This is a genomic window from Agromyces sp. Leaf222, assembly GCF_001421565.1.
Lineage (GTDB): Bacteria > Actinomycetota > Actinomycetes > Actinomycetales > Microbacteriaceae > Agromyces.
The window spans coordinates 3,298,490-3,324,419 of record NZ_LMKQ01000001.1 but is presented as its reverse complement, the minus strand read 5'-3'; the positions used below and the strand labels follow the sequence as shown (position 1 = coordinate 3,324,419).

The window sequence follows — 25,930 nt, the reverse complement described above, 5'->3', positions numbered from 1 at the left end:
ACGGACCCCGCCCGTATTCCGATCGGCGTATGCGCTCAGCCGGCGCTGGCGCTCGCGGCACGGCGGCGCACGGCCGTCGTGATCTCGCGGCGGTGCCAGACGATGAGGTTGGCGCGGTCGAAGCCGCGATGGCAGACGCCGCAGCTCAGCGGCCTGGTGGGCTCGCGGTAGCGGAAGTGCTCGTGTCCGGCGGGGCAGCGGCCCACCCACGGTGCGAGTTCGTGTGCGACCTCGCCGTCGTGCGTTCGGCGGCCGACGTAGCCGATCTCGGCTGCCGTGCGCCGCCACTTCGGCCCATGCCCTGCGCGCGGCCCGGCCATGGCGTGGGCGACCTCGTGCAGCAGGATCTGGTGGATCTCGTCGTCGTCGTAGCGCGCGGCGAGATAGCGGGAGACCGAGATGCGCTTCGAGGTGTAGTTGCACAGGCCCGCGCGCTTCTTGGCGTTGTCGTAGCCGAAGCTCCACACCTGCGGATCGAGGTGCAGCACGATGAGGGCCTCGGCCCAGCGTCGCACCCGCTCGAGATCCGCCATGAACTGAGAATAGTCCCGGATGTCGCGTCAGCGGGAGGCCCCGAACGCGGCGCGTCTCAGCCGGCCGGTGCGAGCCGCACGCGCAGCAGTCGGTCGTCGCCCTCGGACGGGGAGCCCCGCCCGTCGGTGTTGTTCGTGAGCACCCAGAGTTCGCCGTCGGGTCCGGGTGCGGCGTCGCGCAGGCGTCCGAACTCGCCGACGAACCACGAGGTGGGCGGGGCGACGCCGGTCGATGCCGGCGCGGCGGCCAGCAACCGCTCGCCGCGGAGCGCCGCGAGGAAGAGGGTGTCGCCCGCAATCGCGAGCCCGCTCGGGCTGGCCTCTGAGGTCGGCCACTGCAGCACCGGGTCGACGTAGCCCGCGACCCCGCCGACGCCCTCGACGACGGGCCAGCCGTAGTTCGCGCCCGGCGTGATGCGGTTCAGCTCGTCCCAGGTGTTCTGGCCGAACTCGGCGGCCCACATGGCCCCGGTCGCATCCCACGCGAGCCCTTGGGGATTGCGGTGTCCGATCGAGTAGACGAGCGAGTCGAACGGGTTGCCGGGCGCCGGCTGGCCGTCGGGCGTCATGCGCAGGATCTTGCCCGCGAGCGAGCCGGGGTCCTGCGCGGGGTCTCGCAGGCCGCCGTCGCCGACGGTGGCGTAGAGGTATCCGTCGGGTCCGAAGGCGAGGCGCCCGCCCTGGTGGTTCGATGCGCCGCGCGGGATGCCGCCGAGCACGGTCTCGGGAGCGCCGAGCGAGAGGGAGCCGGGGGCGCCCGTCAGCGGCATCCGCACGATGCGGTTCTCGGATGCCGCGGTGAGGTAGGCGTAGACGTGCCCGAGCGTTCCGGCCCCGCCCGGCAGGTGCGCGAGGCCGAGCAGGCCGCCCTCGGCGCCGGTCACGACGTCGGGCACGGTGATCGCGACCCGCAGCGAGCCGTCGGCGTTCACCTCGACGATGCGGGCGGTGTCACGTTCGCTCACGAGGGTGCCTCCGCCCGGCAGGCGGAGGATCGACCACGGCGCCTGCAGGCCCGACGCCATCGTCTCGACGACGCCCGTCGGCACCATGACGGCGGGCGGTCCGGCGGGCGTCGGCGTCGCCGAGGGCGTCACCGTGGCCGAGGCGCTCGGGGTGCCGGGCGGCCTCGACGGCGGCGCGGTGCGCTCGACGGGCGCCGAGCACCCGGCCAGCGCCAGCGCGAGCGCGAGGGCGAGCGCGGCCCGCGGGGCGGCAGTGGCACCGGGCGCGGCAGCGGCACCGACAGCACCGGTCACGGCCGCGTTCGCCGCGACCGCGGGACGACCCGACGGGATGCGCACACCCCCAGTCTGGGCCGCGCCCCGGCAGAATGGAACGCATGCAGCCGGCGATCGACCTCAACAGCGACCTCGGCGAGAGCTTCGGGGCGTGGCGCGTCGGCGACGACGACGCGATGTTCCGCGTGGTCACGAGCGCGAACGTCGCGTGCGGATTCCATGCGGGCGATGCGCTCACGATGGCGCGCAGTGCCGCCTCGGCCGCGCGCGAGGGCGTGACGCTCGGCGCGCATCCGGGGTACCGCGACCTCGCCGGGTTCGGCCGACGCGCGCTCGACACGAGTCCGGCCGAGATCGCGGCCGAGCTCCTCGTGCAGCTCGGTGCGCTCGATGGCGTCGCCCGCGCGTCGGGCATCCGGGTGCGGTACGTGAAGGCGCACGGCGCGCTGTACCACCGGCTCGCCGCAGACGCCGCCGCGGCCAGGGCGTTCGCCGAGGCGGTCGCGACCTACGACCCGACCCTGCCGGTGCTCGGGCCGCCGACGAGTGAGATCGAACGGGCGACGGATGCCGCGGGCCTGCGGTTCGCGCGGGAGGCGTTCGTCGATCGTGGCTATGCGGCCGACGGCTCGCTCGTGCCGCGCGGCGAGCCCGGCGCCGTCGTCGACGACCCGGCGGCCGCCGCGGATCGCGCGCTCGAGCTCGCCGAGACGGGCGGCATCTCGGCCGACGACGGCAGCAGGGTCGAGCTCCGGCCCGACTCGCTGTGCCTGCACGGCGACACCCCCGGCGCGGTCGCGATCGCGCGCGCCGTGCGCGCCGCGCTCGAGGGCGCCGGCGTCTCGATCGAGGCGTTCGCATGACCCGCCGCATGCTGCCGAGCGGCGAGGCAGCCCTGCTCGTCGAGTGCGACTCGCTCGACGAGGTGCTCGCGCTGCACGACGCGCTCGAGGCGGTTCGGCCGGCGGGCGTGGTCGAGCTCGTGCCGGCCGCACGCACCTTGCTCGTCGCAGTCGACCCCGAGCGGATGCCGCTCGAATCCGCGGCGACCTGGGTGCGACGCATCCCGGCCGAGGCGGGCTCCCGGGTCGCGGGTGCGCACGCCGACGCCGTGCACATCCCCGTCGTCTACGACGGCGACGACCTCGCGGCGACGGCCGCGGCGCTCGGCGTCTCGGTCGAGGCGCTCGTGGCGCAGCACGCCGGCATCGAGTGGCGGGTCGCGTTCGGAGGGTTCGCGCCCGGCTTCGGCTACCTCGTGAGCGAGGCCTGGCCGTTCGAGGTGCCGCGGCTCGAGGCGCCGCGCCCGAGGGTACCGGCCGGCTCGGTGGCCGTCGCCGGCGCATTCGGCGGGGTCTACCCGCGGCAGAGCCCCGGCGGCTGGCGGCTGCTGGGCCGCACCGACGCGACCCTGTGGGATCCGTCCTCCGCCGATCCGGCCGCGCTCGCGCCCGGGCGCCGCGTCCGGTTCGAGCAGGCCTGACGGCGATGGCGACGAGCACGCTCACCGTGGAGCAGCCAGGGGCCCTCGCCCTCGTCGAGGACCTCGGCCGACCGGGGTTCGCGCACCTCGGCGTCTCGTCGTCGGGCGCGCTCGACCGCGGCGCGCTCGCGCTCGCGAACCGGCTCGTCGGCAACCCGGCGTCGGCCGCCGGACTCGAGGTGGTCATGGGCGGGCTGCGTGCGCGCTTCGACGCCGAGACGTGGTTCGCCGTCGCGGGCGCCTGGGGCGACCTGCGCCTCGACGGGCGCCGCATCGCCCCGTACTCCGCGGCGCGCGCCAGGCCCGGCTCGGTGCTCGAGCTCGGCATCGCCTCCCGGGGCGTGCGCTACCTGCTCGCCGTTCGCGGCGGCCTCGACGTGCCGCCCGTGCTGGGCTCCCGCTCACGGGACACGCTTGCCGGGCTCGGGCCGGAGCCCGTTCGCGCGGGCGACGTGCTCGCGATCGGCGCCGAGCCCGCGGCATCCGTGCCCCTGCTCGATCACGAGGCCGCCTTTCCGCCGCCCGAGGGCGCGGTCACGCTCGCGCTGCTGCCCGGCCCGCGCACCGACTGGTTCACGGATGCCGCGCACGCCGCGCTCTTCGACGGCGGCTGGCGCCTCTCCGATCAGGCCGATCGCATCGGCGCGCGGCTCGTCGGCGAGCCGCTCGAACGCCTCGTGACGGGGGAGCTGCCGAGCGAGGCGACGGTGCCCGGATCCGTGCAGGTCGCGGGCGACGGACTGCCGACGATCCTGCTCGCCGACCGCCCGGTCACGGGCGGCTACCCGGTGATCGCGGTCGTCGCGGCGGCCTCGCTCGACGCGCTCGCCCAGGTGCGGCCCGGCCAGGCGGTGCGGTTCCGCCACGCGTAGCTCGCCCACGCGCAGAACGTTGTGGAAGTAACTCTTCACATTGCTCCGAGAAACTGGAAGTATCTTCCACATGGACCAATGGAGGACCCTGCGATGCCACTCGAACATGCCGATCCGACGAACGCCGCTGCTCCTGCCGCGACTGCCGCGCGCGCTGATGCCGCCCACGAGCCGCCGCCCGCGACCGGGCCGCACGGCCTCGCCCGCCGAGGCTTCCTGACGCTCGCCGTGGCCGGCGCCGCGGCATCCGCCTTCACCGTGACCATCGGCACGCTGGCACCGTCGCCCGCGCATGCCGAGGGCACCGCGGGCGCCGCGGGCGAGCCGATCGCGCCCCGCAAGCGCGAACTGCGCGCCATGTGGATCTCGTCGGTCGTGAACATCGACTAGCCATCGGCGGCGGGGCTCTCCGCCGAGGCGCAGAAGGCGGAGTTCCTGCACTGGCTCGACGTGGCCGAGCAGTTCCGGCTGAACGCGGTCTTCGTGCAGGTGCGCCCGACGGCCGACGCGTTCTGGCCGAGCCCGCTCGAGCCGTGGTCGCAGTACCTGACCGGCGTGCAGGGGCGGGATCCCGGCTACGACCCGCTCGCGTTCATCGTCGACCAGGCGCACCGTCGCAACCTCGAGCTGCACGCCTGGTACAACCCCTACCGCGTCTCGATGCAGGCCGATCCCGCGCAGCTCGTGGCAGAGCACCCGGCGCGCGTGCATCCCGACTGGGTCTGGCCCTACGGCGGCAAGCTCTACTTCGACCCGGGGCTGCCCGAGGTGCAGGAGCACATCCAGCAGGCCATCATGCACTCGGTCGAGCACTACGACCTCGACGGCGTGCACTTCGACGACTACTTCTACCCGTACCCGGTCGCCGGGGCCGTGGTTCCGGATGCCGCGGCCTTCGCCGCGCACGGTGCGGGTTTCGACGATGTCGCCGACTGGCGCCGCCACAACGTCGACACGTTCGTGCGGTCGATCTCCGAGCGCATCAAGGCGGCCAAGCCGTGGGTGAAGTTCGGCATCAGCCCGTTCGGCATCTGGCGGAACGCGGCCACGGATCCGGCCGGCTCCGCGACGGGAGGATCGCAGTCGTACGACCTGCAGTTCGCCGACACCCGCAAGTGGGTGCTCGAGGGCTGGCTCGACTACATCAACCCGCAGATCTACTGGCAGTTCGGGCTCGCGGTCGCCGACTACGCGGCGCTCGTGCCGTGGTGGGCCGACGTGGCGGAGACCTCCGGAACTCACCTCTACATCGGCGAGGCCCTCTACAAGGTGACCTCTGGCGTGTTCACCGACCCGGCCGAGCTCTCGAACCACCTCGACTTCGACCGCGAGGTCGACGCCGAACGTGCACCCGTGCACGGCAACGTGTACTTCTCGGCGAAGCACGTGCCCGCCGACCCGCAGGGATCGATGACGCTGCTGCGCGACCGCCACTACACCGCCCCCGCGATCGTGCCGGCGATGCCCTGGCTGCCGGCGACCCCCGTCAATGCTCCGCTGCTCGCCCTCTCCTACCGCGCCGACGACGGTGCGCGCCTCGTCTGGCTCGACGCGGTCAGGCCGAACCGGCGCGCCACGTCGTTCGCGATCTACCGCGTCGAGGGCCGGGCGCGGTCCATCGACGTCGAGGACGCCGCGAACCTCGTCGCGACCGTGCGCGCGCATGACTCCGTCAGGCAGGAATGGACGGATGCCGCAGCCGACCCCGATCGCACGTACACCTACGTCGTCACCGCCCTCGACCGAGTCTGGAACGAGTCCGCGCCGAGCCGGCCCGGGTGGGTGCGGGCGGGGTAGCGCCCGGGCGCGGGCGGCGCCGCGATCTCAGCGCTTGAGGAACACCGAGCGGGCCGGTGGCGGAGACGGCACCGCCGTGGCATCCGTCACTGCTGGGGCCCCGGCGATGAAGCGGCGCAGCTCCTCGCCCTCGACGAGGCGGGCCGGCGCCGGGTCGCTCGCCAGACGTCGGGGCAGGCCCGCGAAGGGCAGCTCCGCATGGGAGGCGTACATGACGACGTTGCCGAAGCGGCGGCCCTTGAGCATCGATGCGTCGGCGGCGATCGCGACGTGCTCGAACACCTGCGAGAGGGTCGCCGCCTGCGACCTGGCGAACGCGAGTCCGGCGCCGTCGGCGACGTTCGCGGTCGCGATGCCGTGCGGGGCGAGGCGTTGCTCGAGCAGTTCGTAGAACTCGACGCTCGTCACGTGCGCGGGCGTGCGTGCACCCGAGAAGATGTCGACGACGGCGAGGTCGACCGCGCCGTCGAGCCCGGCGGGCAGCTTGGCGAGCACCTCGCGGGCGTCGCCGTGGCGCACGCGCACCTGCACGCCGCGCGGGAACGGCAGGTGCTCGCGCACGAGGTCGACGAGGTCGGACTCGAGCTCGACGACCTGCTGCCGCGACCCCGGGCGCGTGGCGGCGACGTAGCGGGGCAGCGTGAATGCGCCGCCGCCGAGGTGCACGGCCGTGATGGCCTCGCCCTCGGGGCGCACGAGGTCGATCGCGTGGCCGATGCGCCGCACGTACTCGAACCCGAGCCAGTCCGGGCGGTCGAGCTCGACGTGCGACTGCGGCGTGCCGTCGACCGTGAGGGTCCACGAGCCCGGCACCTGGCGCGACTCCTCGAGCCGTGCGAGGTGTCCGCTCACCGAGAGGCGGCGTTCGAGCGAGGGGTCTTCGGGCACGGGTGCCACGCTACCGGCCCCCTGCGATCAGCAGGCGCCCCAGAGCACGAAGTCGAGCTTCGCGCCGGCGAGCACCGTGACGGGGAACGGCCCGCCGGCCTCGAGCCGCAGCGCGACCGCCGGGGGCAGGGTTCCGGGGGCCGCGACGAGCACGGTGTTGCCCTCCTCGCCGCCGTCGATCACGTGGGTGTCGCCCACGGCGAGCAGTTCGGCGCCAGCGTCGGCCCTCGCGAACGCGCGCGCCGAGGTGCGCAGCCGTGCGAGCCCCGCGGCATCCGCGATGTTGACGACGACGACACCGCCCTCGCCCAGAAGGCCGAGGCACGCGGCGAGGAACCCTGGATCGTCGACGAATGCCGGGGCGTCGAGGTGGGTGTACACGTCGATCACGACGACGTCGAAGCGTTCACCGCGTGCCGCCGACGCGCGAACAGCCTCGGCTGCGTCCTCGATGTGCACCTCGATTCCGGATGCCGGCCACGGCGCCTTGGCCCGCACGACGTCGATGAGCTCGGCGTCGTGGTCGACGACGACCTGGATCGACCCGGGCCTGGTCGCGTCGACGTACCGGGGGAGCGTCAGCGCGCCGCCGCCGAGGTGCAGCACCGCGATCGGCGCGCCGGGCGCGGCGATCGCGTCGACGACGTGGCCGATGCGCCGCAGGTACTCGAAGAACAGCCTGGTCGGGTCGCCGAGGTCGACATGCGACTGCGCCGACCCGTCGACGAGGAGCGTCAAGCCGTGCGGGCTGAAGACGTCGGCCTCGAACTCGATGCGAGTCATGCAGGCATCGTCCCACGTGCGGCTCGCCTCGTGAGGTGCGTGAAGCCGACGCCCTCGTCAGGCCGAGCGGCGCGCCTCGAAGTCGTCGAGGGCCGCCTCGAGCAGCGCCGTGCGATCCAGTCCGGTGCGCTCGGTCAGTCGGGCGATGCGCTGCTCCAGGGCGTCGGGGGCGGATGCCTCGGCCCGGCCGTCATCGAACGTCGGCCCGCCCGCGGCATCCGTCGCTCCCGCGGCCGCCGAGTCGGCGCTCGCCGCAGGCTGCTCGCGGACGAGCAGCGCGACCACCGGGAGCACGATGGTGCCGAGCGCGTCGATGATCGCGATCACGCCGAACCACCGCCAGTACTCGCCGCCGTCGCCGCCCGGGATCGTCCATTCGCTGATGAGCGGAAGGACCAGCATGACCGCGACGACGGCGATGGCCGCGAGCGTGATCGCGAGCGCGATGCGCACGGCGCTTCGCCGCCGGCCGGAGAGCTGCAGCAGCAGGTTCGCGTGCGCGAGGCTCGCCGCGACGATCGACGTGATGCCGAACCACCGCCAGAGATCGTCGGGCCAGCCTCCTCCGTTGTCGTACCACGGGGTCCAGATCAGCAGCAGGCCGATGACGAGGGCGACGGCGCTCGCGCCGAGGCCGACGAAGCCGACCACGCGAACCGGGCGCCCGACCACGCTGAGATGGCAGAGCGCGAGGATGCTCGCGCCCGCGATGAGGAGCGTCGTGCCGAGCACCCGACCCTGCACCTCGCCGAAGTCGCCGCTCAGGAGCGTCACGATGCCGACGACGGCCGTGATCGACAGCGACACGACGAGCGTGACGATGGCGATGCGGCGGTAGCCCCGCAGCGCCTTCGCGGCGGGCGCAGGGGTGGCCGCGGCCGTGGGCGCGCCCGTTCGCGTCGGTGCGCCGGACGTCGGCTCAGTCGGCGCGGGTCGCTGTTCGGGTGCATCCTGGGTCACTCGGACCTCCTCGTCGTCGCGGGCGGCGGAGCGCCGTGCAGACTCGGAATCGTACGCGGATCGGCGGTTCTCGAGGCGCATCACGCGCCGCCGCGACATCCGAAAGCTGGGTTATACCTGAGACCGGCGCACAAATCAAGAATCGGCTGGACACGGCGGGTCGCAAAGTATATGGTTAACCTTTGCGCTCCCAGACCCACTATGCCTTCATATTGCGGTCGGCTTCGCATGTCGGGTTCAAACCGGCATCGGCACGCGTCTCGGGGCAATTCTCTCCGCTACCGACAGTGAACCGGCCCGACGGGGCCGATGGAGGTTATTCACTTGGCTGCTGCGCGCAACGCGACCACGCCCACTCCCAAGAACGGACGCGGTGCAAGCCGTCTCTCGTTCGCCAAGGTCACCGACACCCTCACCGTACCCGACCTGCTCGCCCTGCAGACCGAGTCCTTCGACTGGCTCGTCGGCAACGACGCGTGGAAGGCACGCGTCGAGGCTGCGGTCGAGGCCGGCCGCAAGGACCTGCCCGAGGCCACCGGTCTTGAAGAGATCTTCGAGGAGATCTCTCCGATCGAGGACCTCGGCGAGACCATGCAGCTCTCGTTCACGAACCCCGAGCTCGAGCCGCCGAAGTACACGATCGACGAGTGCAAGGAGAAGGGCAAGACCTACTCCGCACCGCTCTACGTGAACGCCGAGTTCATGAACCACCTCACCGGTGAGATCAAGACGCAGACGGTCTTCATGGGCGACTTCCCGCTCATGACCCTCCGCGGCACCTTCGTCATCAACGGCACCGAGCGTGTCGTCGTCTCGCAGCTCGTGCGTTCGCCGGGCGTCTACTTCGAGCGCACCCCCGAGAAGACCTCCGACAAGGACATCTACTCGGCTCGCGTCATCCCGAGCCGTGGTGCATGGCTCGAGTTCGAGATCGACAAGCGCGACCAGGTCGGCGTGCGCATCGACCGCAAGCGCAAGCAGTCCGTCACCGTCTTCCTGAAGGCCCTCGGCCTGACCTCCGAGGAGATCCTCGAGGAGTTCGCCGGCTACGAGTCGATCGCCCTCACCCTCGAGAAGGACAACATCCTCACGAAGGAAGAGGCGCTCAAGGACATCTACCGCAAGCTGCGTCCGGGCGAGCAGGTCGCCGCCGAGGCCGCGCGTGCGCTCCTCGACAACTTCTACTTCAACCCGAAGCGCTACGACCTCGCGAAGGTCGGCCGGTACAAGATCAACACGAAGCTCGGCCTCGAGGCTCCCCTCACCGACTCCGTGCTGACGGTGCAGGACATCGTCGCGACGATCAAGTACCTCGTCGCCCTGCACGACGAGCGCACCACCCTGCCCGGCCGCCGCGCCGGCAAGGCGGTCGAGCTGCGCCTCGACGTCGACGACATCGACAACTTCGGCAACCGTCGCATCCGTGCGGTGGGCGAGCTGATCCAGAACCAGGTCCGCACCGGCCTGTCCCGCATGGAGCGCGTCGTCCGCGAGCGCATGACCACGCAGGACATCGAGGCGATCACCCCGCAGACCCTGATCAACGTGCGACCCGTCGTCGCCGCGATCAAGGAGTTCTTCGGCACGTCGCAGCTCTCGCAGTTCATGGACCAGAACAACCCGCTCGCGGGCCTGACCCACAAGCGTCGCCTCTCGGCGCTCGGCCCCGGCGGTCTCTCACGAGACCGCGCCGGCGTCGAGGTCCGAGACGTCCACCCCTCGCACTACGGCCGCATGTGCCCGATCGAGACCCCGGAAGGCCCGAACATCGGTCTGATCGGCTCGCTCGCATCGTTCGCGCGCATCAACTCGTTCGGCTTCATCGAGACGCCGTACCGCAAGGTCGTCGCGGGCAAGGTCACCGACGAGATCGAGTACCTGACCGCCATGGAGGAGTCCGGCGAGGTCATCGCCCAGGCGAACGCCCCGCTCAAGTCCGACGGGCACTTCCAGGAGGACCGCGTCCTCGCCCGCAAGACCGGCGGCGAGGTCGACCTCATCCCCGCCGACGAGATCGGCTACATGGACGTCTCCCCGCGCCAGATGGTGTCGGTGGGTACCTCCCTCATCCCGTTCCTCGAGCACGACGACGCGAACCGCGCCCTCATGGGTGCCAACATGCAGCGTCAGGCTGTGCCGCTGCTCCGCAGCGACTCGCCGTTCGTCGGAACCGGCATGGAGGGCTACGCGGCCATCGACGCCGGCGACGTGGTCACCGCCGAGAAGCCCGGTGTCGTCACCGAGGTCTCGGCCGACTCCGTCACCGTGCAGCTCGACGAGGGCGGCACGCAGACCTACTGGCTGCGCAAGTTCGACCGCTCCAACCAGGGCACGTCGTACAACAACCGCGTCATCGTGACCGCGGGTGAGCGCATCGAGGCCGGCGAGGTCATCGCCGACGGTCCCGCGACCGACAACGGCGAGCTCGCGCTCGGCAAGAACCTCCTCGTGGCGTTCATGCCGTGGGAGGGCCACAACTTCGAAGACGCGATCATCCTCAGCCAGAACCTGGTGAAGGACGACGTGCTCTCCTCGATCCACATCGAGGAGTACGAGGTCGACGCCCGCGACACGAAGCTCGGCAAGGAGGAGATCACCCGTGACCTCCCCAACGTCAGCCCCGACCTGCTCTCCGACCTCGACGAGCGCGGCATCATCCGCATCGGCGCCGAGGTCCGCCCCGGCGACATCCTCGTCGGCAAGGTCACGCCGAAGGGCGAGACCGAGCTGTCGGCCGAAGAGCGTCTGCTCCGCGCGATCTTCAACGAGAAGAGCCGCGAGGTCCGCGACACGTCGCTGAAGGTGCCCCACGGTGAGCGCGGAACGATCATCGCCGTCAAGGAGTTCTCGGCCGAGAACGACGACGAGCTCGGCTCGGGCGTCAACCAGCGCGTGATCGTCTACATCGCCCAGAAGCGCAAGATCACCGAGGGTGACAAGCTCGCCGGCCGTCACGGCAACAAGGGCGTCATCTCGAAGATCCTGCCGGTCGAGGACATGCCGTTCCTCGCCGACGGAACCCCCGTCGACGTGATCCTGAACCCGCTCGGCATCCCCGGTCGAATGAACTTCGGCCAGGTGCTCGAGACCCACCTCGGGTGGGTCGCCAAGCAGGGCTGGAAGGTCGAGGGCAACCCGTCGTGGGCCAAGAAGCTCCCGAAGGCGGCGCACGAGGCCGCTCCGGGCACCAAGGTCGCCACCCCGGTGTTCGACGGGGCCTTCGAGGAGGAGATCGCGGGTCTGCTCGACTCCACGCTCCCCAACCGCGACGGCGAGCGCCTCATCGACTCGACCGGCAAGACGCATCTCTTCGACGGTCGCTCCGGTGAGCCGTTCCCGTACCCGGTCTCGGTCGGCTACATGTACATCCTGAAGCTGCACCACCTCGTCGACGACAAGATCCACGCTCGTTCGACGGGCCCGTACTCGATGATCACCCAGCAGCCGCTCGGTGGTAAGGCGCAGTTCGGTGGGCAGCGATTCGGTGAGATGGAGGTGTGGGCCCTCGAGGCCTACGGCGCCGCATACGCGCTCCAGGAGCTCCTCACGATCAAGTCCGACGACATCCTCGGCCGCGTCAAGGTGTACGAGGCGATCGTCAAGGGCGAGAACATCCAGGAGCCCGGCATCCCCGAGTCCTTCAAGGTGCTCATGAAGGAGATGCAGTCGCTCTGCCTGAACGTCGAGGTCCTCTCGGCCGACGGCACCGCGGTCTCCCTCCGCGACACCGATGACGAGGCCTTCCGCGCTGCGGAAGAGCTCGGCATCAACATCTCCGCGCGCTTCGAGTCGTCGAACATCGACGAGATCTAAGCCTGGCCAGTAGACGACTACAGAGACTTTCCAAGGAGAGAAATTGCTCGACGCAACCACATTTGACGAGCTTCGCATTGGCCTGGCGACCGCCGACGACATCCGCAAGTGGTCTTACGGTGAGGTCAAGAAGCCCGAGACCATCAACTACCGCACCCTGAAGCCCGAGAAGGACGGTCTGTTCGGTGAGCAGATCTTCGGACCGAGCCGTGACTGGGAGTGCGCGTGCGGCAAGTACAAGCGCGTTCGCTTCAAGGGCATCGTGTGCGAGCGCTGCGGCGTGGAGGTCACCAAGTCCTCCGTCCGTCGTGAGCGCATGGGCCACATCGAGCTCGCCGCTCCCGTGACCCACATCTGGTACTTCAAGGGTGTTCCCTCGCGCCTCGGCTACCTGCTCGACATGGCGCCGAAGGACCTCGAGAAGGTCATCTACTTCGCGGCCTACATGGTCATCGACGTCGACGACGAGGGTCGTCACGCCGACATGCCCGGCCTCGAGAACGAGATCCGTCTCGAGATCAAGACGATCGGCGACCAGCGCGATGCCCGCATCGCGACGCTGATGGTCCGCAAGGAGGAGGAGCTCGCGGCACTCGAGGCCGAGGGCGCCAAGTCCGACCAGAAGAAGCGCGCCGAGGCCGCCGCCGACAAGGAGATGACCGGCGTCCGCAAGTCGGCCGACGAGCAGATCGCGCACCTCGAGCGCGTGTGGGAGGACTTCCGCACCCTCAAGGTCGGCGACCTGAAGCCCGAAGACGCCGTCTTCCACGAGCTCCAGGACCGCTTCAGCATGTACTTCACCGCCTTCATGGGCGCTGAGGCCATCAAGAAGCGCCTGCTCGCGTTCGACCTGGCCGCCGAGGCCGAAGACCTGCGCCTGCAGATCGCCGAGGGCAAGGGTCAGAAGAAGATCCGTGCCATCAAGCGACTCCGCGTCGTGAGCTCCTTCCTCGCCACGGGCAACTCGCCCGCCGCGATGGTGCTCGACGTCGTTCCGGTGATCCCGCCGGAGCTTCGTCCGATGGTGCAGCTCGACGGTGGCCGCTTCGCGACCTCCGACCTCAACGACCTCTACCGTCGTGTGATCAACCGCAACAACCGCCTTCGTCGTCTGCTCGACCTCGGTGCCCCCGAGATCATCGTCAACAACGAGAAGCGGATGCTGCAGGAGGCCGTCGACGCGCTGTTCGACAACGGTCGTCGTGGTCGCCCGGTCACGGGTACCGGCAACCGCGCCCTCAAGTCCCTGAGCGACATGCTCAAGGGCAAGCAGGGTCGCTTCCGCCAGAACCTGCTCGGCAAGCGCGTCGACTACTCGGGCCGTTCGGTCATCGTCGTCGGCCCGCAGCTGAAGCTGCACCAGTGCGGTCTGCCCAAGCAGATGGCGCTGGAGCTCTTCAAGCCGTTCGTGATCAAGCGCCTGATCGACCTGAGCCACGCTCAGAACATCAAGGCTGCGAAGCGCATGGTCGAGCGCTCGAACCCGCACGTGTGGGACGTCCTCGAGGAGATCATCCGCGAGCGCCCCGTGCTGCTGAACCGTGCACCCACCCTGCACCGTCTCGGCATCCAGGCGTTCGAGCCGCAGCTCGTCGAGGGCAAGGCCATCCAGCTCCACCCGCTCGTGTGCGCCGCGTTCAACGCGGACTTCGACGGTGACCAGATGGCCGTGCACCTGCCGCTGTCGGTCGAGGCCCAGGCCGAGGCCCGCATCCTGATGCTCGCGTCGAACAACATCCTGAAGCCGTCCGACGGCCGTCCGGTGACCCTGCCCTCGCAGGACATGATCATCGGTCTGCACCACCTGACGACCGAGAAGCCCGGCGCAGCCGGCGAGGGCCGCGCGTTCTCGTCGATCTCCGAGGCCATCCTCGCGTTCGACCAGAACCGTCCGGGCGACATCGCGCTCGACCTGAACGCGAAGGTGCGCATCCGTCTCGACGGCGTGCACTTCGCCGAGGGCGAGGCCCCCGAGAACTTCGTCGAGGGCAAGCCGTACCTCATGGAGACCACGCTCGGTCGTGCGCTCTTCAACGAGGCGCTTCCGGTGGACTACCCGTTCTTCAACGAGCAGGCCGGCAAGGGCCAGATCTCGGCGATCGTCAACGACCTCGCCGAGCGCTACCCGAAGACCGAGGTCGCCGCGACCCTCGACCGCATCAAGGACGCCGGCTTCCGCTGGGCGACCCGTTCGGGCGTCACCGTGGCACTCTCCGACATCATCACGCCCCCCAACAAGGGTGAGATCGTCGGCCGCTACGAGAAGCTGGCCGCCAAGGTCACCGCGCAGTTCGAGAAGGGTCTCACGACCGACCTCGAGCGTCGTCAGGAGCTCATCCAGATCTGGACCAAGGCCACCGACGAGGTCGCCAAGGCCATGCAGGAGAACTTCCCGACCGACAACACCATCAACCGCATGGTCACGTCGGGCGCCCGTGGTAACTGGCTCCAGGTTCGCAACATCGCCGGTATGCGCGGTCTCGTGAACAACCCGAAGGGTGAGATCATCCCCCGCCCGATCATCTCCTCGTACCGCGAGGGGCTGTCGGTGGCGGAGTACTTCATCGCGACGCACGGTGCCCGAAAGGGTCTGGCCGACACGGCCCTCCGTACCGCCGACTCGGGGTACCTCACGCGTCGACTCGTCGACGTCTCGCAGGATGTCATCATCCGTGAAGAGGACTGCGGCACCGGCAAGGGCCTCGAGCTCCCCATCGCGACGACGGATGCCGCGGGCGAACTCGTCCGCGACCCCAACGTCGAGAACTCGGTGTTCGCCCGTTCGCTCGCGGCAGATGCCGTGAACGACAAGGGCGAGGTCGTCGCCGAGGCCGGCGAAGACGTGGGCGACGTGCTCATCGAGAAGCTCATCGCAGCAGGCGTCGGAACCATCAAGGTCCGCTCCGTCCTCACCTGCGAGTCGGCCGTCGGTGTCTGCGCGAAGTGCTACGGCCGTTCGCTCGCGACCGGCAAGCTCGTCGACATCGGCGAGGCCGTCGGCATCATCGCGGCCCAGTCGATCGGCGAGCCCGGCACGCAGCTCACGATGCGTACCTTCCACACCGGTGGTTCGGCTTCGGCCGATGACATCACGCAGGGTCTTCCCCGCGTGCAGGAGCTCTTCGAGGCCCGTACCCCCAAGGGTGCGTCGCCCATCGTCGAGGCCGCCGGTCGCATCACGATCGACGAGAGCGAGCGTCAGCGCAAGGTCATCCTCACGCCCGACAACGGCGACGAGCCGATCGCGTACAACGTGCTCAAGCGTTCGACCCTTCTGGTCGAAGACGGACAGCACGTCGAGCTCGGCCAGCAGCTGATCGTCGGCGCCGTCGACCCCAAGGAGGTCCTCCGGGTCAAGGGCGTGCGCGAGGTGCAGAAGCACCTCGTCGACGGTGTGCAGGGCGTCTACCGCTCGCAGGGTGTGCCGATCCACGACAAGCACATCGAGGTCATCGTGCGCCAGATGCTGCGCAAGGTCACCGTCGTCGACCACGGCGACACCGACCTGCTTCCGGGTGAGCTGGTCGACCGGTCGAAGTACCAGGAGATCAACCGCGCGACGATGACCGAGGGCAAGAAGACCGCCTCGGCTCGTCAGGAGGTCATGGGCATCACCAAGGCGTCGCTCGCGACCGAGTCGTGGCTGTCGGCCGCGTCCTTCCAGGAGACGACCCGCGTGCTCACGCAGGCCGCCATGGAGGGCAAGTCCGACCCGCTCGTCGGCCTCAAGGAGAACGTCATCATCGGAAAGCTGATCCCCGCGGGCACTGGTCTCAACCGGTACCGGAACGTGGCGGTCGAGGCGACCGAGGAGGCGAAGGCGGAGCGGTACCCGAACCGCATCTTCACGGACGACGCGGCGTTCACCGAGGGTGACCTGAGCTTCGTCGACTTCGACGCGTTCTCGAACGACGACTTCACGCCCGGCAACTACAGCTAGGCGCGATTCGCACAACGAACGGCCCCCGATCCCTTGCGGATCGGGGGCCGTTCGGCGTTTCACGGGGTGCGCAGAGGCCGGCGGATGCCGCGGCATCCGCTCTCCGTCGGGCTCCCGTCGGGCGACCCCCGCCCGGGAGGCCCCCGCCCGGGAGGCCCCCGCTCTGGGGGCCGCGCCGCGGGAATCGCGAACCTACTGTGTTCCCACACGCGGAACCCGATCCGCGTGCTTCACACCCGGTGCGGTGGTCGGCCCGACGACCGCTCCGACCCGATTGTGCGGAGCGACATGGCTGTCCTCGGAGAGATCCTGATCCTGCAGGGCGACGTCCCCTACGAACACCTGCACGAGGTCACGTCGGTCGACGAGTCCGACGAGCGCGCCGTGCAGGCGCTGGTCACGCGCGGCCTCATCACCGAGCGGCAGCTGCAGCGCGCTCGGGCGGCGCAGGCGGGCGTGCCGTTCATCGACGACCTGCTCGACTACCCGGTCGAGCAGGAGGCGGTCGACCTGGTCGGTCCGTCGACGTGCCGGCGGCATTCGGTGCTGCCGATCGCGGTGACGATCGACACGATCGTGCTCGCGATGGCGACGCCGGGCGACGTGTTCGCGCTCGACGACGTGCGCGTCGAGTCCGGCCTGACCGTGAGCCCGGTGGTCGCCGATCGCGAGCAGCTGCTCAGCATGATCGACCGGTACCACCGCGCCGACGAGGAGCTGCTCGACCTCGCGACGACGCTCGAGGGCGAGGCCGAGGCATCCGTCACCGATGCGTTCCAGGTCGCCGATGCCGATGACGACGCGCCGATCGTGCGCCTCGTGAACGTGCTCGTGTCGCAGGCGATCGCGGACTCGGCCTCCGACATCCACATCGAGCCGCAGGAGCACTCGCTGCGGGTGCGGTACCGCATCGACGGCGTGCTGCACGAGATGCAGAGCGCGCCGAAGTCGATCCAGAGCGGGGTGATCTCGCGCCTGAAGATCATGGCCGACATCGACATCGCCGAGCGGCGCAAGCCGCAGGACGGGCGGATGTCGGCGGTCGTCGGTGGCCGCAAGGTCGACGTGCGCGTCGCCACCCTGCCGACGGTGTGGGGCGAGAAGGTCGTCATGCGCATCCTCGACAACTCGCATGCGAGCCTCGACCTGCGCGACCTCGGCCTGAGCCCTGCGAACCAGGCGGTGTTCGAGCGCTCGTACCGCAAGCCGCACGGCATGATCCTGGTCACGGGCCCGACGGGTTCGGGCAAGTCGACGACGCTGTACGCGACGTTGAACGCGGTGGCGCGGTCTGAGGTCAACGTGATCACCGTCGAGGACCCGGTCGAGTACCGCATGAACGGCATCAACCAGGTGCAGGTCAACGCGAAGGCCGGCCTGACGTTCGCGAGCGCGCTGCGCAGCATCCTGCGGTCGGACCCCGACATCGTGCTCGTGGGCGAGATCCGCGACCGCGAGACGGCGCAGATCGCGATCGAGGCGTCGCTCACGGGTCACCTCGTGCTCTCGACGCTGCACACGAACGATGCGGCGAGCGCCGTCGTGCGCCTCACCGAGATGGGCGTCGAGCCGTTCCTCGTGGGGTCGGCGGTCGACTGCGTGGTCGCCCAGCGGCTCGCACGTCGGCTGTGCGACCGGTGCAAGGCGCCGCTCGAGGTCACGCGCGAAGAGCTGCAGGTGCTGCGCTTCGAGCTCGCCCCCGGCGAGATGGTGCCAGAGGTCTTCGGCGCGGTGGGCTGCCAGGCGTGCGCGAAGACGGGCTACAAGGGCCGCATCGCGCTGCACGAGGTCATGGAGGTCGACGAGCAGCTCGAGCGACTGGCCGTGGCGAGGGCCGCGGCGAGCGAGATCGGCGCGATGGCGCGCCGCAACGGCATGAGCTCGCTCCGCCAGGACGGCTGGGCGAAGGTGCGCGACGGCGTCACCTCGATCGAAGAGGTGCTGCGCGTCGCGATCTAGCGCAGCGCGGCGCACCGGGAGCGCACCGGTACGGCATGGCGACGAGACGCAGCGCGCCGAAGCATGAGAGGCATTCGGGCCATGCTCGTCGATGCGGGTCGAACCTCCCGAAGGAGGCGGATCTCGGTGCCCATTCGGTAGTCGACGCTCACGAATTGCACCGCGCGCGCTCCCGGGCGTGCGCGGTGCTCGTTGCTAGCATGAGCCAACCGACGCGGGTGCGTGGCGCCCGGAAGGAGCGCGATCATCATGAGCGACACGACGAGTGGCCCTGACAAGGCCGGTGCGACGCCGTCCGACGAGGCCGTCGACCTGCCCGGTGACGAGTCTTCGACCGACGCTCCCGCTCCCGCCGACGCGGACGCGGAGGTTCCCTCCGACCCGGTGACGGATGCCGCGCGGGAGCCCGAGTTCGTCGAGTCCGAGGCCGGGTTCGTCGAGCCCGACCCCGAGCCCGTCGAGTCCGAGGCCGGGTTCGTCGAGCCCGACCCCGAGCCCGTCGCTGCGGCCGAGCCAGTGCCCGAGGCGGTCGCGGAGCCGTTCGAGGTGTCTGAGCCGGATCCCGTTGCCGATCCCGAGCCCGTCGCCGAGCCGGAACCGAAGCCGGTCGCCGTGCCCGAGCCGGAGCCCGTCGCTGCTCCCGTCGCCGCGGCCGCTCCCGAGCCCGTCATCGAACCCGACGTCGACGCCGACGCAGCCCGCACGGCGAGGCTCGACGAGGCCGTGCAGCGCGCGAACGCCGGCGCCGTTACCTCCGACGCCGTCGGCGATGCCGACGACGACGCGCTCGCCGCCCCCGCGGTGACGCCCTCCGAGCCCACGCCCGAGCCGGCATACGAGCCGCTGCCCGAGCCCGTCGCCGCCGAGAGCGTGCGCCGTGAGACGTACATCCCGCCCAGCGCGGCCGCGGCGGGGGCGGTCGCCGGAGCGGCGACGCTCGCCCCGGAGCCGTTGATCACGCCGTCGACGCCCGCCGTGCCGCCGCAGACGATCTACGTGCAGGCCCCCGTGGCCCCGAAGTCGAAGGGCAACCGCGCGTTCGGGGTGCTCGTCGCCGCGATCGGCGCCGTCGCGTTCGCGCTGATCTACGCCGGGGTGACCTACCTGCTGCTGCTCGGCCGCGGCGACCAGGGAGCCGCGACCGACGAGTTCGTGAAGTTCCTGGCCGGCCCCTACTGGGCGCTGTTCTGGGTGCCGACGGTCGCGTTGTTCGTCGGATTCGCGCTGCTCGCGGCGATCGTCAACCGCGGACCGTGGTGGACCTACGCGGTCTTCGGACTGCTCGTCGGCGTGCTCGTGTACTTCTCGTACATCGGCGCCTCGCTGCTCGCGGTGCAGGCATGGACCCTCACGTTCGACGAGGCGCAGAAGTTCATCGGCGAGCGCTGGCTCGACCCGTTCGCGATCGTCGCGGGCGTGGTCGCGCGTGAGATCCCGATCTGGCTCGGCGGATGGATCGCCGCGCACGGCCGCACGGTGACCGAACGCAACCGCCTCGCACTCGAGGCGTACGACCGCGAGCTCGCAGCCGGACCCAGGCCGATCGTCTGACCGCGTGCGCGTCGGCGTCCGCGCCCGCCTCCGCGCGAGGGCGGACGCCGACGCGCACGCGCGCCCGGCGTCGGCGACGATGAACACCGGTTCGGCGCCGCTCGTTTAGGGTTGTGCGGGGGATCGGCGCCCGCATGGTGACCGCTCCCCATCGACAGCGCCAGCCGGTTCGAGTTTGCTGGCTCGTTGACCCTGCGCCCGAGGAGCCTAGTGAGCATCACGATGCACGTCGACGACGAGCCCACGCCGGGGCTCGGCCCCGACGGAAGACCGGACCCCGCCTACGCCGCGGCCCTCGGGCTCGTGCCCGCGCCGACCGGGCGGCGCGCCGCGGCGTTCAGCCTCGACGCGGCGATCTGGCTCGTGCTCGCCTCGCCGTCGATCTTCGGCGCCGTCGCGTTGTCGCGCGCCGTGCTCGCGGCCGGCGGCGACGCGTCGGCCGTCGACCTCACGACGCTCGCCGTTCCGCTCATCGCGCTCGCCGCCGGACAGGTGCTGACCGCCCTCTTCGGGCTCATCCAGTTGGTCATGCACGGGCTCCGCGGCGTCACCGTCGGCAAGGCCGCCCTCGGCATGCGCTCGGTCAGCGTGGTCGACTTCGGCAAGGCCGGCTTCTGGCGCATCACCCTGCGGGCGCTCGTGCTCTGGGCGAGCTGGATCGTGCTGCCGTTCATCGGCCCGGCGGTGATGTTCCTCTCGGCGAACTGGGACCCCGAGCAGCGCGGGCGCTCCTGGCTCGACCGCACGGGCCGGTGCTACGCGGTCGATGCGCGCAACGGACTCGACCCGTTCGACGCGAAGGCGTTGCGGCATGCCCGCCGCCAGGTCGAGTCCCCGCGCGAAACCGGCACGGCCAAGCTGCCCTCGCTCGCGAGCGACCGCCCCGTCGGCGAGGAGTTCCTCATTCCGTCGCAGCGTTCGAGCTCCGGCGTGGTCTCGGCCGGCGGATCCGTCGAGACCGGCCAGTGGACCCCGCCGCCCGTCGGCTCGACCGGGCCCCCGCCTGCGCCCGCCGGCCCGTCTCCGCTGCCGCCGAGCCCCGCCGCGCCGCCGGCCGCAGCGATGCCCGCCACGGCCGCCGCTGCCGCCGTCCCGCCCGCCGCACCGCCAGCGCCCCCCGCGTTCGTGCGGCCGCAGCAGACGACCCTGCCGCAGCAGACCACCCTGCCGCAGCAGACCACCCTGCCGCTTCCGCCCGCTCCGGCCGCCCAGACGCCCGCATCCGCCCGACCCGATTCGCAGGTCGTCGTGCTCGTCTTCGACGACGGCACCCGCCTGGTTCCGGGCGACTACGGACTGCTCGGCCGCGCGCCGGTCTCCGCCCCGGGCGAGCAGGCGCAGCTGGTGCCGCTCAGCGACCCGTCGATGCTCATCTCCAAGGTGCACGCCGAGTTCGGCGCCACGGCCTCCGGCTTCTGGATCGCCGACCGGGGGTCGACGAACGGCACAGATGTGCGGCACCCCGACGGCCGCGTCGAACCGCTGCGGGCGGGCGTGCGCACGCCGCTCGCCGTCGGCAGCGTCGTCACGGTCGGCGGCCGCAGCTTCACGATCGCACGCGATTCCGAAAGGTAAGGCATGAAGCTCAAAGTCGGTCTCCGCCGCCAGCAGGGCGCCCCGGTCGACCTCGTCATCACGACGGATGCCACGGCCACCGTCGGCGACGTCGCCTCGGCGATCGCCCACAACGACCCGGCATCGCCGGGCCTCCGCGGCGCGACGGGACTGAGCCTCGCGGTGGCGCCCCCGACCTCGAGCGAGCCGGTCGTGCTCGACCCGCAGGTGCTCATCGGCGACGCCGCCATCGGATCGGGGTTCAACGCGGCCGTCGTGGCCGGGCAGACCGCGGGCGGCCAGGGCGGCCAGTCGGCGGTCGCGGCCGTCATGCGCGTGCACAACGGCCCCGACGCGGGGCGCGAGTTCCCGCTGCCGCGCGGGGCGAGCATCATCGGTCGCGCGGCGGGCGCCGACATCGTGCTCGTCGATGCGCTCGCCTCGAAGCGGCATGCGAGGGTCGAGGTCGACCAGGCGTCGATCGAGCTCGTCGACCTGAACTCCGCCAACGGGCTCGTCGTCGACGGCGGCCTCGTGCAGCGCGTGCGCGTGATCCCCGGGCAGAAGATCACGATCGGCGACACCGACATCTCCTTCTCGCTCGTCGCGACCGGCGACGCCGCCCCGTCGAGCGATCCGGTGCTCGAGCGCGGCGGCTCGCTCATGTTCAACCGGTCGCCGCGCGTCGAGGAACGCTACCCGGGCACCGAGCACCGGCATCCGACCGTCCCGAACGAGGCAGAGCCGCGCCTGTTCCCGTGGCCGATGATCGTCGCGCCCATCATGCTCGGCTTCGCGATGTTCGCGTTCACGGGCCGGGCGACATCCCTGCTCATCGTCGCGATGTCGCCGCTCATGATGCTCGGCAACTTCGTCGGCCAGCGCACGCAGCAGGGCAAGAAGCTGCGGCTCGAGATCGACACGTTCGAGACCCAGATCGAAGACCTCGAGGAACGGCTCGCCAAGGAGACGATCGTCGAGCGGGCCAGGCGCCTCGAGGAGTCGCCAGCGGTCGCCGCGGTCTACGAGCAGGCCATGCGCCTCGGGCCGCTGCTCTGGACGCGCCGCCCCGAGCACTGGAACTTCCTCGCGCTGCGCCTCGGCATCGGCCGCGCCCGCAGCCGCAACACCGTCGCGCAGACCAGCGAGCTCAAGGGCATCGCCAGGTATGCGAGCCAGGTCGACGTGCTGCGCGACCGCCACGAGTTCATCGACGACGTGCCGCTCGTCGAGATGCTGCCGAGCTCGGGTGCCATCGGCATCGCGGGCCCCCGTCACCTCGCCGCCGATGTGCTCCGCGGCCTCGGCGTGCAGCTCTTCGGCCTGCACGCCCCGAACGAGCTCGTCACCGCCGCGATCGTCGACCCGGCGTGGGCGCGCGAGATCGAGTGGATGAAGTGGCTCCCGCACACCACGAGCCCGAAGTCGCCGTTCGCCGAGCTCGCCCTGGCCGACAGCCAGTCGGCGGGCACCGCCCTCCTGAACGCGCTGGAGGAGACGATCCTCGAGCGCCTGTCGGGTACCGCGAGCCGCCGCGGACCCCTCAGCACCGACGACTCCACGATGTCGCTCGGCGCCCGCGTCGGCGGCTCGGGCGGTTCGGCCGGCGAACTCGACGGCGACCTCGCGCTCGTGCTCATCGCCTCGAACGACGCACCCGTCGACCGGCCGCGCCTCACGCAGGTCATCGAGCGAGGGGCGGATGCCGGCATCTTCACGATCTTCCTCGCCCCGACCGTCGAGTCGCTGCCCGCCGCCTGCCGCACCTTCATCGACGCGACCGACGGGCTCGAGCACGCCCGCGTCGGCTACGTGCGCGCCGGCGAGGACTACCGTGAGGCCGTCATCGAGGGCGTCTCGAACCAGTACGCCGAGGTCTTCGCGAAGCGGCTCGCACCCGTCGTCGACTCCAGCTCGGTGACCGCGGACTCGACCGACCTGCCGCGCAGCGTCTCCCTGCTGCGCCTGCTCGGCACCGACATGGCCGCCCAGCCGTCGACCGCGGTCGAGCGCTGGCGCCAGAACAACTCCGTGCTCGACCGCACCCGCGGCACGCGCCCTCGGCTGAAGCGCGCGGGCACGCTGAAGGCGTACATCGGCCAGGGCAGCCCCGACGCGATGTCGCTCGACCTGCGCACGCAGGGCCCGCACGCCCTCGTCGGCGGCACGACCGGTTCGGGCAAGTCCGAGTTCCTGCAGGCGTGGGTGCTCGGCATGGCGGCCGAGTACAGCCCCGACCGGGTCACGTTCCTCTTCGTCGACTACAAGGGCGGGTCGGCGTTCGCCGACTGCGTCGAGCTGCCGCACTGCGTCGGCCTCGTCACCGACCTCAGCCCGCACCTCGTGCGGCGAGCCCTCACGAGCCTCCGCGCCGAGCTGCACCACCGCGAGCACCTGTTCAACCGCAAGAAGGCGAAGGACCTCCTCGAGCTCGAGAAGCGCCAAGACCCCGAGACGCCGCCCGCGCTCGTGCTCGTCATCGACGAGTTCGCCGCACTCGCGGGCGAGGTGCCCGAGTTCGTCGACGGCGTCGTCGACATCGCCCAGCGCGGCCGCTCGCTCGGCATCCACCTGATCATGGCCACGCAGCGTCCGGCCGGCGTCATCAAGGACAACCTGCGCGCGAACACGAACCTCAGGGTCGCACTGCGCATGGCGGATGTCTCCGACTCGAACGACGTCGTCGGCGACCCGATCGCGGGCACCTTCGACCCGTCGATCCCGGGTCGCGGCATCGCCAAGACCGGCCCAGGTCGCCTCGTGCCGTTCCAGTCGGGCTACGCCGGCGGCTGGACGACCGACGTGCCCGACGTCGCCCAGGCCAAGGTCGCCGAGCTCCGCTTCGGCGGCGCGATCGTGTGGGAGGGCGACGCAGAGGGCGAGTCCGACACCCACGACGAGGACCTCGGCCCGAACGACCAGAAGCGGCTCGTGAAGAACCTCATCGCCGCGGCATCCGAGGCGCGCATCCCCGCGCCCCGCCGGCCCTGGCTCGACGACCTCGCGACCACCGTCGACCTCCGCAGCCTGCCCCAAGACGGCGACTCGCGCATCCCGCTCGGTCTCGCCGACATCCCCGAGCGCCAGCTCCAGGAGCCGATGTACTTCGAGCCGGACACCGACGGCCACATGCTCGTCTACGGCACGAGCGGTGCGGGCAAGTCGACCGCCCTGCGTTCGATCGCGCTCGCAGCCGGCGCCAGGCCCGACCTCGCGCGGGCGGTCGTCTACGGCCTCGACTTCGGCACCGGCTCGCTCCGCGCCATCGAGGAGCTCCCGCACGTCGGCTCGATCGTGCCGGGCGACGACGCAGAGCGCGTGCAGCGCCTGCTCCGCAACATCCGCTCGGTGCTCGACGAACGCGCCAAGCGGTTCTCGGCCGTGAACGCGGCGACCCTGTCGGAGTACCGCGCGATCACCGGGCGCACCGACGAGTCGCGCATCCTGCTGCTCATCGACGGCTTCGGCACGTTCAAGCAGGAGTGGGAGACGACGTCGGCCCGATCGCCGTTCTACGCGATCTTCATGCGCCTGCTCGGCGAGGGGCGCCCGCTCGGCATCCACGCCATCGTGACGGCCGACCGCTACGGCGCCGTGCCGACCGCGGTCAGCGCGAACGTCAGCAAGCGCATCATCCTGCGGATGTCGGATGACGGCGCCTACGCGATCCTCGGCGCCCCGAAGGACGTGCTCAACGAGCGCAGTGCCCCGGGCCGCGCCATCGTCGACGGCTTCGAGACGCAGATCGCGGCCATCGGCGGCACCGCCAACGTCGCCGAGCAGACGAGCGCGATGCAGGAGTTCGCCGCGACCCTGCGCGCGCGGGGCGCGGTCGAGGCGTCCGAGATCGGCGCGCTGCCGACCGAGCTCGCCACGACCGACCTGCCCGACCAGATCGACGGGCAGCCGGTCATCGGCGTCTCCGACGACGTGCTCGGCCCCAAGGGCTTCGAGCCGATCGGCACGTTCGTGATCGCCGGTCCGCCGAGGAGCGGCAAGTCGACCGCGCTCCGGGCCCTCGTCACCTCGGTGCGCCGCTTCGACCCCGCCGTGGAGCTGTTCCACTTCGGCGGACGACGTGCGGTGCTGCGCGAGTTCGCGCCGTGGCGCCGCTCGGCGACCACCATCGACGACGCGCGGGCGCTCGCGAAGGAGCTCGCCGGCATCGTCGGCGACGAGTCGATCCCCGGCCGCATCATGATCGTCGTCGAGAACGTCACCGAGTTCGGCGACACCGACGCCGAGCGTCCGCTGAAGGAGCTGTTCCAGGCGATCAACCGAAGCGATCACTTCCTCGTCGGCGACGGCGACGTGTCGCAGCTGAGCTCCGGATACGGGCTCGTCGGCGAACTGAAGGCGGGTCGGCGCGGCATCGCGCTCCGCCCAGAGACCTACGACGGCGACTCGCTGTTCAAGGTGCCGTTCCCGAAGGTCGCCAGGCACGAGTACCCCGAGGGCCGGGGCATCTTCGTCGAGAACGGCGCGTTCGTGACCGTGCAGCTGCCGCTCGTGGGGGAGGGCCCCATCGGTGGGTAGTCCTCCCCATTGGGCGTGTC

General features: G+C 71.0%; 15 protein-coding genes and 1 pseudogene. 11 read left to right on the top strand and 5 right to left on the bottom strand.

Going from position 1 to position 25,930, the window contains the following annotated elements; all coding sequences use genetic code 11:
• Positions 1 to 35: 35 nt before the first annotated feature.
• Positions 36 to 533: a SprT-like domain-containing protein gene (locus ASE68_RS14895; protein WP_055860284.1), complete on the bottom strand. Its 498-nt coding sequence runs from the start codon at positions 531 to 533 to the stop codon at positions 36 to 38.
• Positions 534 to 589: 56 nt separating this feature from the next.
• Positions 590 to 1,714, bottom strand: coding sequence for a sorbosone dehydrogenase family protein (locus ASE68_RS14890; RefSeq protein WP_235480978.1), 1,125 nt, complete (start codon positions 1,712 to 1,714; stop codon positions 590 to 592).
• 161 nt (positions 1,715 to 1,875) lie between these two features.
• Between ASE68_RS14890 and ASE68_RS14885 the strand changes: the two genes are divergently transcribed.
• The 5 genes and pseudogenes from ASE68_RS14885 to ASE68_RS14870 form a co-directional block, all read left to right on the top strand.
• Complete coding sequence (locus tag ASE68_RS14885) at positions 1,876 to 2,637, top strand: LamB/YcsF family protein (RefSeq protein ID WP_055860281.1); 762 nt, start codon at positions 1,876 to 1,878, stop codon at positions 2,635 to 2,637.
• Positions 2,634 to 3,257, top strand: coding sequence for an allophanate hydrolase subunit 1 (locus ASE68_RS20575; protein WP_055860278.1), 624 nt, complete (start codon positions 2,634 to 2,636; stop codon positions 3,255 to 3,257). The genes ASE68_RS14885 and ASE68_RS20575 overlap by 4 nt, the downstream gene beginning before the upstream one ends.
• A gap of 5 nt (positions 3,258 to 3,262) precedes the next feature.
• Entirely contained in the window at positions 3,263 to 4,129 is an 867-nt protein-coding gene (locus ASE68_RS20570) for a biotin-dependent carboxyltransferase family protein (RefSeq protein WP_055860275.1), read from the top strand.
• Positions 4,130 to 4,222: 93 nt separating this feature from the next.
• Entirely contained in the window at positions 4,223 to 4,519 is a 297-nt protein-coding gene (locus ASE68_RS20760) for a hypothetical protein (protein ID WP_235480866.1), read from the top strand.
• A gap of 33 nt (positions 4,520 to 4,552) precedes the next feature.
• Positions 4,553 to 5,926: pseudogene (locus ASE68_RS14870) on the top strand (glycoside hydrolase family 10 protein); the annotation flags it as partial.
• 27 nt (positions 5,927 to 5,953) lie between these two features.
• Here the strand turns inward: ASE68_RS14870 and ASE68_RS14865 are convergent.
• From ASE68_RS14865 to ASE68_RS14855, 3 genes are read right to left on the bottom strand one after another with little or no spacing between them, the layout of a single operon-like run.
• Positions 5,954 to 6,814: a spermidine synthase gene (locus tag ASE68_RS14865; protein WP_055861462.1), complete on the bottom strand. Its 861-nt coding sequence runs from the start codon at positions 6,812 to 6,814 to the stop codon at positions 5,954 to 5,956.
• Between the two features lie 27 nt (positions 6,815 to 6,841).
• Positions 6,842 to 7,597 carry a spermidine synthase gene (locus tag ASE68_RS14860; protein WP_055860273.1) on the bottom strand — a complete coding sequence of 252 codons (756 nt, stop codon included), beginning with the start codon at positions 7,595 to 7,597 and terminating at the stop codon, positions 6,842 to 6,844.
• A 57-nt stretch (positions 7,598 to 7,654) separates the two neighbouring features.
• A complete protein-coding gene (locus ASE68_RS14855; RefSeq protein ID WP_157421666.1) occupies positions 7,655 to 8,557 on the bottom strand; it encodes a hypothetical protein in 903 nt (300 codons plus the stop codon).
• Between the two features lie 324 nt (positions 8,558 to 8,881).
• Between ASE68_RS14855 and rpoB the strand changes: the two genes are divergently transcribed.
• The 6 genes from rpoB to ASE68_RS14825 all read left to right on the top strand — a co-directional run bounded on the left by rpoB (position 8,882) and on the right by ASE68_RS14825 (position 25,910).
• Positions 8,882 to 12,370, top strand: coding sequence for a DNA-directed RNA polymerase subunit beta (gene rpoB, locus ASE68_RS14850; RefSeq protein ID WP_055860267.1), 3,489 nt, complete (start codon positions 8,882 to 8,884; stop codon positions 12,368 to 12,370).
• Positions 12,371 to 12,413: 43 nt separating this feature from the next.
• The gene (gene rpoC / locus ASE68_RS14845) at positions 12,414 to 16,310 is read left to right on the top strand and encodes a DNA-directed RNA polymerase subunit beta' (RefSeq protein WP_055860264.1); all 3,897 of its coding nucleotides are present in this window, start codon (positions 12,414 to 12,416) and stop codon (positions 16,308 to 16,310) included.
• Between the two features lie 288 nt (positions 16,311 to 16,598).
• Positions 16,599 to 18,269 carry a GspE/PulE family protein gene (locus ASE68_RS14840; protein ID WP_055860261.1) on the top strand — a complete coding sequence of 557 codons (1,671 nt, stop codon included), beginning with the start codon at positions 16,599 to 16,601 and terminating at the stop codon, positions 18,267 to 18,269.
• A 249-nt stretch (positions 18,270 to 18,518) separates the two neighbouring features.
• Complete coding sequence (locus tag ASE68_RS14835) at positions 18,519 to 19,820, top strand: hypothetical protein (protein ID WP_055860259.1); 1,302 nt, start codon at positions 18,519 to 18,521, stop codon at positions 19,818 to 19,820.
• Positions 19,821 to 20,030: 210 nt separating this feature from the next.
• A complete protein-coding gene (locus ASE68_RS14830; RefSeq protein WP_055860256.1) occupies positions 20,031 to 21,395 on the top strand; it encodes an RDD family protein in 1,365 nt (454 codons plus the stop codon).
• A gap of 3 nt (positions 21,396 to 21,398) precedes the next feature.
• On the top strand, positions 21,399 to 25,910 hold the full coding sequence (locus ASE68_RS14825) for an FtsK/SpoIIIE domain-containing protein (protein ID WP_055860253.1): 4,512 nt from the start codon (positions 21,399 to 21,401) through the stop codon (positions 25,908 to 25,910).
• The last annotated feature ends 20 nt before the right edge of the window (positions 25,911 to 25,930 follow it).

What these genes read in the sequence shown, in the direction of transcription:
- ASE68_RS14895 (WP_055860284.1), bottom strand. Translation starts at nt 533, where the DNA reads ATGGCGGATCTCGAGCGGGTGCGACGCTGGGCCGAGGCCCTCATCGTG.
- ASE68_RS14885 (WP_055860281.1), top strand. Translation starts at nt 1,876, where the DNA reads ATGCAGCCGGCGATCGACCTCAACAGCGACCTCGGCGAGAGCTTCGGG.
- ASE68_RS20575 (WP_055860278.1), top strand. Translation starts at nt 2,634, where the DNA reads ATGACCCGCCGCATGCTGCCGAGCGGCGAGGCAGCCCTGCTCGTCGAG.
- ASE68_RS20570 (WP_055860275.1), top strand. Translation starts at nt 3,263, where the DNA reads ATGGCGACGAGCACGCTCACCGTGGAGCAGCCAGGGGCCCTCGCCCTC.
- ASE68_RS20760 (WP_235480866.1), top strand. Translation starts at nt 4,223, where the DNA reads ATGCCACTCGAACATGCCGATCCGACGAACGCCGCTGCTCCTGCCGCG.
- ASE68_RS14860 (WP_055860273.1), bottom strand. Translation starts at nt 7,597, where the DNA reads ATGACTCGCATCGAGTTCGAGGCCGACGTCTTCAGCCCGCACGGCTTG.
- ASE68_RS14840 (WP_055860261.1), top strand. Translation starts at nt 16,599, where the DNA reads ATGGCTGTCCTCGGAGAGATCCTGATCCTGCAGGGCGACGTCCCCTAC.
- ASE68_RS14835 (WP_055860259.1), top strand. Translation starts at nt 18,519, where the DNA reads ATGAGCGACACGACGAGTGGCCCTGACAAGGCCGGTGCGACGCCGTCC.
- ASE68_RS14825 (WP_055860253.1), top strand. Translation starts at nt 21,399, where the DNA reads ATGAAGCTCAAAGTCGGTCTCCGCCGCCAGCAGGGCGCCCCGGTCGAC.